Raw genomic sequence first — 10,717 nt, forward strand, 5'->3', positions numbered from 1 at the left:
TGTGCGTTCAATTAATTATATTATAGCACATGCCCGAACTTGCATTCAATTTTGAGATGCAGCCCCGGCAATCCGGTTCTGCAGGCTTTTCTTTGCCGCGTCAAGCTCTTCATTGTTAATATATACATATGGACTGCGCCAAGTTCCGGTCACCGGTTTAAATTCAATATTCGCCTTGGATATTTTCCAATAGGTGGATATCATGCTCTTAATCTGCTCATTCTCGATATCGGTCTTCATGTTGTCGTCCACAGCATCAAGCACTTTGCCAATCTTGAGTACCCCGCCCAATGACTGCATTTGTCCGACTAATGAATTCAGCACCTCGTTCTGGCGTTTATTGCGGTCAAAGTCATCCGAAGCCTTCGTCTTCGGGCTGCAGTTGGACTTGCGGTAACGAACATAATCAAGTGCATCGTCGCCGTTCAGTTGTGCCGGACCCTTTTTCAGGTTGATATCCGTGCCATCCACACTATCCGTATAACACATATTCTCACTAATATTGACGTCCACTCCACCTAGCTCATCGACTACATCACGGAAGCCTTGGAAATCAAGCACGGTAGCATAATCAATGTCGACTCCGAGATATTTGCCCATCATTGTCTTCATTTCATCCTCGGCAAGTATACCCGACTTCTTCTCCTTGCCCTTGAACCGAGCGTAGAACTCGTTAATCTTAGTCTTCTTATAACCGCTAAGCTCCACATAGGTATCCCGGGGAAGCGAGACCACTGTAGCGGACTGGGTACTCGGGTTAAGCGCTGCGACCATAATGACATCCGTCAGATTCGAAGGATGCTTCGGCCGGTTGTCTGTTCCCAGCAGCAGCATCGTGATCGGTCTCTCTGCAGCCGAATGTCCCGCCGGAACCGGCCGGTCGATACCAAAGCTGCCTTTATCAAACTTCCAATACAAATAACCTGCGTAACCAAGCACTGCAAGTATAACTATCAGAAGGATCACAAGCAGCGTCCTTCCTGTTCTGGCAAAAGTTCCACGTTTCTTAACTTTCTTCTTGTTCTGCGCGGGTCTGGCCGCGCTGCTTGGCTGCGGTCTGCCGTTTCTTTGGTTCCCGCTGGATCTTGGAGGCAAACTGCCCTTACTTGTACTCATAATGTAATAAAGTCCTTTTCATATCTACTGGAATTATATTGCTACGTATTAAATTAGACGGAAGTTCGTGCTAAAAGTTGCGTTTACTGTCTTTTAGCTGCTGCCGCCGCCTTTCGCTTCTGCCGCGCTTCCACCATATAACGGACCCGCACAAGCAGCATCAGCCCTACAGCCACAAGCAGACACTGGATGATCGGCAGCTTGTCGTGCTGAAAAATGAGCAGCATGCCCGAACCCAGCGCCATCATAATATACAGCACGATTTCCTTGCCGATGGTGAGCTTCTGATTAACGCGGAAAACACGGTTGTACACATAGGTCAGCAAGATAAAAATAACAATGTAAGCGACAATAGGATGCTCAGCGAACCAGCTCTGCACAGCTCGTCACTCCTCCCGGGAATAAGTTCGCTTACATTATATCATCCGCCGCAGGTTTTTCCGCTAATAATCCTTAGAATTTTAAGGACCTCTTGAAAAGCGCACAAAAGCCGCCGGACTGGCCGGCGGCTTCAAGAAGAAGGATAAACAGCTTAGGCTTGGCTGGCTTGCGCCGCTTTGCGCTGCTTTTCTACACGTTCGCGTTCGCCCTTATTCAGGATCTTTTTACGCAAACGGACAGATTTAGGAGTAATCTCGCAATATTCATCATCGTTCAGGTACTCAAGCGCGCCTTCCAAAGAGAACAGGCGAGGTGTCTTCATCTTCACCGTTTCATCCTTTGTAGCGGAGCGGACGTTGGTCAGAGCTTTTTCCTTGCAAATGTTGACGATGATGTCGTTGTCGCGGGTATGCTCGCCTACGATCATCCCTTCGTAGATTTCAGTCCCAGGCTCTAGGAACAGAATACCACGGTCCTCTACGCCCATCATGCCGTAAAGAGTAGTGTTTCCGGTCTCACTGGATACAAGCACGCCTTGATGGCGTCCACCAACCTGGCCGCCGATCAGTGGAGCGTAGCTGTCGAATGCATGGTTCATTACCCCATAGCCGCGTGTCAGCGTCAAGAAGTACGTGTTGTAACCAATCAGCCCGCGTGCAGGAATCAGGAATTCCAGACGAACCTGTCCGGTACCGTGATTGATCATGTTGACCATTTCCGCTTTGCGTGTTCCCAGGCTCTCCATTACGGCGCCCATGCTTTCTTCCGGAATATCAATCATCAGACGCTCAAGCGGCTCCATTCTGACACCGTCGATTTCCTTCACGATAACCTCAGGCTTGGATACCTGCATCTCGTAGCCTTCACGACGCATATTCTCAATCAGAATCCCGAGGTGCAGCTCACCGCGTCCGGACACGATAAAAGCATCAGGGCTGTCGGTTTCAAGCACACGCAAACTTACATCTGTTTCCAGCTCTTTGAAGAGGCGCTCACGCAGCTTGCGGGAAGTCACCCATTTTCCTTCTTTACCGGCAAACGGACTATTGTTCACAAGGAACGTCATTTGCATGGTCGGTTCGTCAATCTTCAGTACAGGCAGCGCTTCAGGGTTAGCCGGGTCGGCAATTGTCTCACCGATGTTGATATCCTTGATGCCGGCGATGGCCACGATGTCGCCTGCACCCGCTTCTTCGGTTTCCACACGTTTGAGGCCCTGGAAGCCGAACAGCTTCTCAATGCGCGCAGTTTTGCTCTTGCCGTCGCGCATGATGACTGTAACGGATTGGCCTTGCTTGATAACGCCGCGGTTTACGCGTCCGATAGCAATACGGCCCAGATATTCGTTGTAGTCCATCAAGGTTACAAGGAATTGCAGCGGCTCATCCACTTTTTCAGTTGGAGCCGGAATGTGTTCGGTAATGGTCTCATACAGTGCAAGCATGTTGTCGTCTTGCTTCTCAGGGTCCATGCTGGATGTACCGTTAAGTGCGGAAGCATAGACAACCGGGAATTCCAATTGATCATCGCTGGCTTCAAGCTCAATGAACAGGTCCAGCACTTCATCAATAACTTCCTTCGGACGTGCAGCCGGGCGGTCAATCTTGTTCACGACTACGATTGGTGTCAGGTGCTGCTCCAGCGCTTTGCGCAGAACGAATTTTGTCTGCGGCATGCAGCCTTCATAAGCATCGACAACGAGCAGTACGCCGTCAACCATCTTCATGATACGTTCTACTTCACCGCCGAAGTCGGCGTGTCCCGGTGTATCTACGATGTTGATCAGGAACTCTTTATAGGTAATAGCTGTATTTTTGGCTAGGATAGTTATTCCGCGTTCCCGCTCCAGGTCATTCGAGTCCATAGCGCGTTCTTGAAGATGCTCGTGAGCGCTGAAAATACCTGATTGCTGCAGAAGCTGATCGACGAGTGTTGTTTTGCCATGGTCAACGTGGGCAATGATCGCAATGTTGCGGATATCTTTTCTTGAATGCATGATTTGTATCCAAATCCTCTCATTTATCAAATTAAAAATGTTCAAATTTATAGCGTGTCGCAGCAGTCTCACAAAAGAAGCGCCAGGCAGAAAGCCGACGCTTCAACATATCCTTAATATTATAGTGAAAGCACTATGAAAAGCAAGTCTTTTTATGAAAAAAACGCTTACCAGCCTCCATTCCACTTCTTGCGGCCTCCCGGTTTGCCCCGGCCGAACATCAGCCAAGCGCCTGCTGCGACTAGAACCGCACCAATTAGGTAGAGCGCTCCGGTACCCAGAAGACTAAAGACCAGCAGTATAATGCTTAACAGTCCAAGAATGACGGCTGTAGTCGTAAGTCCGCCGTTTCTGCCCGGAGAATAGAGCGAATACTCATACAGTCCGACAGCAATGCCCAGCAGCAGCAGCGGCCACAGATGTCTCATCAGCCCCCAGCCCCACGCATTGCATAATCCCAGCAGCAAGCCGTAAACGGTCAGAATTCCAGCGGGCAGCAGCACAGATGCCGAAGCACGGCGGCTGAAGAAAAGCACATGCAGGAACAGGCCTGGTATCAGAATCACGAGTGGCCACAGGGCACGCCCGAGGAATCCGAACACCCCCAGCTTTCCGAATAGAATTACGATGCCGGCGGCGGCGATAAACACACCCAGTTTCATGTCGTTTTTGGAAGACATTTTTCACCCATCCCTTCAAAGTTCTCATCTTTTATGACAGGATTCCATTTATATTTTATCTGAAAAAAGAATAAAACACCATCACCAGCATTCTTCATGCTTTTGGCAGAAATGCCAAAGAGGCCGCGCCAAAGCTTATTCAGCTCTGTCTCAGCCTCTAGTATTGCCAGATTTCTACTTTAACGATACGGGTCTGCGCTTAATTGCACCGGATACCACAACTGCGATGCCAAGTAAGAGCGGTAATGTGGAATGAAGCGATGGCAGCAAAAAGGAAATCACCGGACCGAACTTGGCATCCTGCAGCAGCAATTCGCCAGCGGTATGCGCGAGGATAAATGCCCCGATGTAGATCAGTACCGGAAAACGGTGCAGCCAGCCTACGATAATCCCGCTTCCCCAGACCACAATCGGAATGCTTAAGGCGATACCGATCACAATCAGCGCAAGATCCCCTTTGGCTACTCCTGCAATCGCCAGCACATTGTCCAGGCTCATAATGAAGTCGGCAAGCAGAATGGTACGGATCGACCTCCAGACGGTGGAGCTTTCCTCCACCCTGACATCTTCCTCTTTCTCCAGCAGCAGCTTGAACGCAATCCATAGCAGCAGCATTCCCCCGCCTGCTTCAATATAGGGAATTTTGAGCAGCAGCACCGCAGCAAAAGTCAGCAGGCAGCGCAGCGCAACAGCTCCCGCGGCTCCCCACCATACCGCCAGCTTGCGGTGGTTCTCCGGCAGATTCTTGCTGGCCATCGCAATCACCATTGCGTTATCCCCGCTCAGCACAAGATTGATCATCAATATTTCACCAAGCAGCAATAAGGAATCCATTGTTTTTAGCCTCCCCGAAGTACATGTAATTACATGTATGTCCAAGGGCGACAAGCTATGCTTACTCTGCGGGCTTTTTTCCGCGGGGACGAATGTCCAGCGCTTTTCCAGCGTATACAAAACTATGCAGACACAGCCGCCTTGTCTCCACACCTTTAGCATACAAAACTTTAGGAGTGACCCCCACTTGAGCACATCCGTTCTGGATTTCATATTGTCGCTGCTGAACATCGTCTTTCTGGATCTGATCCTGGCCGGCGATAATGCAATTGTCATTGGCCTCGCTGCCCGGAATTTACAGGGCGGTACACAGAAAAAAGCAATTTTGCTGGGTACGGGCGGAGCCGTCGTGCTGCGGATTATCGCTACCATTCTGGTCGTATGGCTGCTTAAGGTTCCCTGGCTGCTGCTTTTTGGCGGATTGCTGCTTATTCTGATCGCCTACAAGCTGCTGGCGGGAGAGAGTAACGGTCCTGATATAAAAGCTGGAGGGACACTGTGGTCCGCAGTCCGGACAATCATTGTCGCCGATGCAGCTATGGGCCTTGATAATGTTATCGCCATTGCCGGGGCAGCCAATCACAATATTGTCCTTGTTGTACTGGGCCTACTGATCAGCGTGCCGATTGTCATCTGGGGCAGCACGCTTTTTATTAAGCTGATTAACAGATATTCCTGGATTATTTATATCGGTGCAGGTGTGCTTGGATTTACAGCCTCCAGCATGATTGCAGGAGAACAGCGAATTGAGCCTTTTGTACGGGAGCATCCGCTGCTGCACATTCTTTTCATCATTCTGATTATTGCTGGAATTCTTGCGGCTGGCCATTGGAAGCGGGTCCGTAGTGACAGAAAAGCTGCGCACAGCCACTATTTTGACTAAAACCACTCTTCCTGCAGTCCGGCTTCGGAAGTGACTACATCGCTGGGCTTCTCATTTCCGTAAGGCGTAATGGTGACCGTTTCGGTCCCGGCGACCGCCGCATCCAGCAGCGCAGAGTAACCTGGAAGTGTGGCTTCGATTTTATCCACGATTCGCAGATTCGGGTTCGTCGTTGGAGATTTCGGGACAAACAGTGTACAGCAATCCTCATAAGGCAGAATCGACAGCTCGTAAGTGCCGATCGTTTGGGACAGCTCCACGATTTCACTCTTATCCATCATAATCAGCGGACGCAGCAGCGGGAGTGCTGTGGCACGGCCAATGACATTCATGCTGGAAAGCGTCTGGCTGGCCACTTGCCCGAGGCTTTCTCCTGTAACGAGTGCCAGCGCGCCTTCCTGCTCCGCCAGTCTTGTGGCAATCCTCAGCATAGCCCGCCGCATCAGCGTAATAATCAGATTATCCTGACCGATGCCGGTAAAAGAGGTCTGCACCTCCGTAAACGGGACAAGATGCAGCTTAATGACCCCTGCATAACGCGACAGTACCCGCGTCAGATCCACGACCTTCTGCCTTGCCAGCTCGCTGGTATAAGGATAGCTGTAGAAGTGAACACATTCTACTTCCAGCCCCCGGCGCATAGAAGACCAGCCGGCAACAGGACTGTCAATCCCGCCGGACAGCAGCAGCATCGCTTTGCCGTTAGTGCCCAGCGGGAAACCGCCGACACCGGCAATATTTTCGCAGAAAATATACGTATGTTCTTCGCGGATCTCAATCTTCATTTCGAGCTGCGGGGACCTCACATCCACGAGCAAACCGGGATAACCCTGAAGAAGCGGAGTAGAAATCAGCTTGTTCATTTCAAGCGAGCCATACGGAAATCCCTTCCACACCCGGCGGGCATTGACCTTAAAGCTGGTCCCTGCAGCCGGAGCGATAATCTCCAGAAAGGTGCGGCTGACCGTCAGAATGTCTTCGAATTCAGACCGCGCAACCTTGACCGGACTTATTGAAGCAATGCCGAACACGTTTTTCAGCGCCGTTATCAGTTCTTCCGCCGGTTCACCGTTCAGCTCTACATAGATCCGGCCGAATTCCTTGCTCAGATTTGCCTTGGGATAAGGCTTGACCATCTCCTTCACATGGCGGAACACGGTTTTTTCAAAGCGGGAGCGATTTTTCCCTTTTAAAGTAAATTCTCCAAAGCGCAGCAAAAGCATGTCCGCATATTCAATACTGCGTCCGTCAGCTTTTGCTTGTGTATCTATCTCTCTCATCTGTTACTTCATGCCTCCTTGAGCTTTCTTCAATGACTGTACAGCAGTCAGCAGCGCCTGTTCAAGCTGGACAACATCGGCCTCCGTGTGACGGTCCCCCAGGCTGATGCGGATGCCGCCGAGCGCTGCCGAGACATCTCTGCCCATCGACAGCAGAATCCGGCTTGGTTCGGCAAGGCGCGAGGAACAGGCCGAACGGGTCGACACGGTCATTCCCAGCTCCTCCAGCTTGCGGGCCAGAACCTCTCCCTTCATCCCCGGATAGGAGAAATGAACGATATGCGGCGCTCCGTCCTCTCTGCTGTTCAGAATCAGCTCAGGTATCCCGGATATAAAACACAGGAGCCTGTTCCGCAGTGGAATCAGGCGTTCGTTCAGCGCGAGCCGCTGTTCACCGCTCATCCGCACAGCTTTGGCCGAACCGACAATCGCCGGCACATTCTCCGTTCCGGCGCGCAGGCCATTTTCATGGGAACCTCCGGTTATCAGCGGAAACAGCGTAACGCCTTCCCTGACATATAGTATTCCCGTACCGCGCGGCCCACGGATTTTGTGCGGCGACAGGCTGTATAGATCGGCCTGCCATTCCTTCAGCCGCGTTTCCAGCTTACCGTAGCCCTGCACACCATCGACGTGAAACAGCGTCCTGCGGTTAACAGCTTTAATCCGCTGCCCAATCTCTTCCAATGGCTGCACGGTGCCGATTTCATTATTGACATGCATGACGCTGACAAGCACAGTATCCTGGCGGACGGCGGCGGCAATACGCGCAGGATCAACAACACCGCTGCTCTCCGGTGGGACAAAGGTAATCTCCCAGCCCAGCTTTTGCAGCTGCAGACAGCTCTCATACACTGAGGGATGCTCCAATTCGGTAGTTATGATATGCCTTCCCCTCGACTGAAGCTCCAAAGCCGCCCCTTTAATCGCCAGATTGTTGCTCTCGGTAGCTCCCGAAGTAAACAGAATTTCCTGTGACTGCACTCCAAGCGCAGCGGCGCATACTTCCCGTGCGCGTCTGATCAGCCTCTCCGCTTCTACGCCTGCACGGTGAAGAGAAGAGGGGTTGGCATAATGCAGCCTCATGATTTGTTCCACGGTCTGCACCACCTCATCGTAAGGCGGCGCTGCGGCGGCATAATCCCAGTAAAGCATATATCGGCGGTCTCCTTTACATTTCCACTTGTGATGAAGTGAAACAATTCCATCCTTATCATTTGAAAAAGGATCAAACGGCCCTCTCCCACCCCGGTGGTTTAAGGTTAACCCGTTTGATCCTTTTATTATACCGCGTATTGCGCGCGGGCGCGTTCTATTTTGGCGATATAGGATTGAGTTTCAAGCGGAAGCTGCGACAAATTGGCCATCAGCTCCATGTCATTGTTTACTCCAAGCTTGTTCACCCGCCCCGGACCGGCATTATAAGCCGCCAGCGCCATTTTCTCCTGCCCGCCATACCGCTGTAATTGATAGGACAGATAACGCACACCGCCATCAATGTTCTGCGCCGGATCGAAGGGATTAGAAACGCCCAATCCGTTCGCCGTTCCATCCATTAACTGCATCAAGCCCTTGGCCCCGGCCGAGGAGACAACATTCGGATTAAAGGAGGACTCCGTATCGATTACAGCTTTGATCAGGTCAACCGGAACTCCGTATTTCGCGCTTGCCGTTTGAATCAAATCTTCATAATCGGTAGGCTTGGTTCCCGTTATTTCCCCGGAAATTGAACTGTAGTCATTCTGCATTCCCCCAAGCTGCTGCCATAGCAGACCGCTCAGTGAAGAGTTGTCCATTGAGGTAAGTGCGCTGCCGCTGCTTCCACTGGCATTCTGCAGAGCAAGCTGCTGCAGCATGGCGGCAAATTCTGAAGCGGATGTTCCCGACACTTCCTTGCTGGTGGTCGAAGCACCCTTCCTGACGTTTGACGAAGTCCTTAAATCAACCCATTTCAACTGCCCGAGTCCGCTTCCAGCAGCGGTATTAATCTCCATGCTGCGCACTCCTTCTTTCCGGTTTGTCTTGTATGTTAAGAATCTCAATTTCAAATTTGAAATGCGCCTTTATTTTACAATTTTTTCGCGGGAAATGCTATATACTGACACGCAAAAACAGACTTCAGACCCGTATAGTTAGGTCTGTAAGCCTGTGTCTGCTTCATATTTCCGGCTGCAAATGCTGCTACCGCGCAAAAGGAATCATAACAAAATAGCTGAGTGTAGATACAATGCCAAGCCCGATCGCCCACGCTCCGGAGGTTTTTTGCCCTCTGGCATAAGCGAAATATCCGAGTATTGCGGCAATTGGCCCTAAGATGACCGACCAAATAAATAAGGAGACCACCCCAAAGCCAAGGCCTGTATAACCGAGGGTACGACTGTCACTTTGGGTCTCATCTTGCGTGTCTTCCGCATCCTTGATATGCGTTCTTTGCACATGTGCGGGCAGCGGGGTAACTTCGGCAGCGTACTCTTCGTTCAGCGTCCGGTCACGGCGGGGATAGTCCGTCCGGCGCGGACGCAGAACGATCTTTTTCCGCTCTGAGCGGTCCAGCTTGGATTCATCATTGTGCTTGTCCATGGTATCCTCCTAAGCGTTAGGCTTGAACGTCAGGCAACAAGTGGCAGAGGAAGTTCCGGCAATGTCATGGTGGTTGCTATCCGTCATTTCTTCGGCATATTCTTCCTTGAAGCGGCTGCCGACATGCTTGTCGATTTCGATCACAATTTCATTAGCCCGGCACAAGTTCTGCTCTCCCCAATAATGACAGTTGCTAACACTGCATTTCACAAGCGTTTTTGCGTTTGTCATGTTTATCACCTCGACTTCATTATGCCCTTGGCCGGCTGCCTCTATGCTGTAAAAGGGTTACCAGCCCGCCCAGCACAAAAAGGACCGTGCCGTCATCCTTCCATGACAGACACGGTCCTGGCTGTAGCTGAACAGATAAGCAGCTGCTACACCTGGTTCTGCATACGCTTTTCGGTCAAATAATCATTTTCATAATAGCTCAGATCATCACGAAGCTCTTCATAAACCTTGGTGATATCCAGAATAATGTCACGTACCGGACGAACCGGCTTCTTACGGAAGCGGATAGCATCCTGGCCGGTGTAGGCATAACGCCCATCTTCGGAATAGCTCTCATTCTTAGGATAGAAGAAGTTGTTCACTCCGAAATGGTATACGTTATAAAGCGCTTTTTGCGCAAAGGCTTCGTCAAAAGTGGCGCGGCGCAGGGCTACCCCCAGCTTCTCATAGGACATTTCCGAGAACACCAGCAGATGGCGGAGATCGGACAAGAAGCCTTGATAAAACAGCAGGGTTTCCTCATCATCTTCAGTTACCAGTTGCGGCAGCGCATGCTGGTTCAGGAATAATTCCATTTTTCCGATTACGGCATTTAGCTTTTCTCTCGTCGTTTCACACAATTTCTGCACGTTGGCTGCTGACATGGCAATTGGTCCCCCTTATTAGTCCTAGCTCGGTAAGCACTTACTTTTTTGATATTAACATAAATCTTTGGACGGCGGTATCCTTTTCTGAC

The 10,717-nt window shown here is 50.9% G+C and carries 12 protein-coding genes; 1 reads left to right on the forward strand and 11 read right to left on the reverse strand.

Annotated elements, in window-relative coordinates; genetic code table 11:
- Nucleotides 1-45: 45 nt before the first annotated feature.
- The 5 genes from ACX1DY_RS08155 to ACX1DY_RS08175 all read right to left on the reverse strand — a co-directional run bounded on the left by ACX1DY_RS08155 (nt 46) and on the right by ACX1DY_RS08175 (nt 5,007).
- Nucleotides 46-1,116, reverse strand: a complete 1,071-nt coding sequence (locus ACX1DY_RS08155; RefSeq protein ID WP_458963684.1) for an LCP family protein — start codon at nt 1,114-1,116, stop codon at nt 46-48.
- 83 nt (nt 1,117-1,199) lie between these two features.
- Nucleotides 1,200-1,496, reverse strand: a complete 297-nt coding sequence (locus ACX1DY_RS08160; protein ID WP_458963685.1) for a YlaH-like family protein — start codon at nt 1,494-1,496, stop codon at nt 1,200-1,202.
- A 152-nt stretch (nt 1,497-1,648) separates the two neighbouring features.
- Entirely contained in the window at nt 1,649-3,493 is a 1,845-nt protein-coding gene (gene typA / locus ACX1DY_RS08165; protein ID WP_458963686.1) for a translational GTPase TypA, read from the reverse strand.
- A gap of 167 nt (nt 3,494-3,660) precedes the next feature.
- Complete coding sequence (locus ACX1DY_RS08170) at nt 3,661-4,173, reverse strand: hypothetical protein (protein WP_458963687.1); 513 nt, start codon at nt 4,171-4,173, stop codon at nt 3,661-3,663.
- Nucleotides 4,174-4,347: 174 nt separating this feature from the next.
- Nucleotides 4,348-5,007, reverse strand: coding sequence for a TerC family protein (locus tag ACX1DY_RS08175; protein WP_458963688.1), 660 nt, complete (start codon nt 5,005-5,007; stop codon nt 4,348-4,350).
- Nucleotides 5,008-5,194: 187 nt separating this feature from the next.
- Between ACX1DY_RS08175 and ACX1DY_RS08180 the strand changes: the two genes are divergently transcribed.
- Entirely contained in the window at nt 5,195-5,890 is a 696-nt protein-coding gene (locus ACX1DY_RS08180) for a TerC family protein (protein WP_458963689.1), read from the forward strand.
- Here the strand turns inward: ACX1DY_RS08180 and thiI are convergent.
- The 6 genes from thiI to ACX1DY_RS08210 form a co-directional block, all read right to left on the reverse strand.
- Nucleotides 5,887-7,170 carry a tRNA uracil 4-sulfurtransferase ThiI gene (gene thiI, locus ACX1DY_RS08185; RefSeq protein ID WP_458963690.1) on the reverse strand — a complete coding sequence of 428 codons (1,284 nt, stop codon included), beginning with the start codon at nt 7,168-7,170 and terminating at the stop codon, nt 5,887-5,889. The two genes, ACX1DY_RS08180 and thiI, sit on opposite strands and share 4 nt — an antisense overlap.
- 3 nt (nt 7,171-7,173) lie before the next feature.
- Complete coding sequence (locus ACX1DY_RS08190) at nt 7,174-8,325, reverse strand: cysteine desulfurase family protein (protein WP_458963691.1); 1,152 nt, start codon at nt 8,323-8,325, stop codon at nt 7,174-7,176.
- 128 nt (nt 8,326-8,453) lie between these two features.
- Nucleotides 8,454-9,164, reverse strand: coding sequence for a lytic transglycosylase domain-containing protein (locus ACX1DY_RS08195; protein ID WP_458963692.1), 711 nt, complete (start codon nt 9,162-9,164; stop codon nt 8,454-8,456).
- A gap of 187 nt (nt 9,165-9,351) precedes the next feature.
- Entirely contained in the window at nt 9,352-9,750 is a 399-nt protein-coding gene (locus tag ACX1DY_RS08200) for a hypothetical protein (RefSeq protein WP_458963693.1), read from the reverse strand.
- A 9-nt stretch (nt 9,751-9,759) separates the two neighbouring features.
- Nucleotides 9,760-9,981 (reverse strand): DUF1540 domain-containing protein, encoded by a 222-nt coding sequence (locus ACX1DY_RS08205; protein WP_458963694.1) that lies wholly within the window; start codon nt 9,979-9,981, stop codon nt 9,760-9,762.
- Nucleotides 9,982-10,127: 146 nt separating this feature from the next.
- Nucleotides 10,128-10,625 carry a YpuI family protein gene (locus ACX1DY_RS08210; protein WP_458963695.1) on the reverse strand — a complete coding sequence of 166 codons (498 nt, stop codon included), beginning with the start codon at nt 10,623-10,625 and terminating at the stop codon, nt 10,128-10,130.
- Between the last annotated feature and the right edge of the window lie 92 nt (nt 10,626-10,717).

The organism is Paenibacillus sp. BAC0078, from assembly GCF_054483875.1.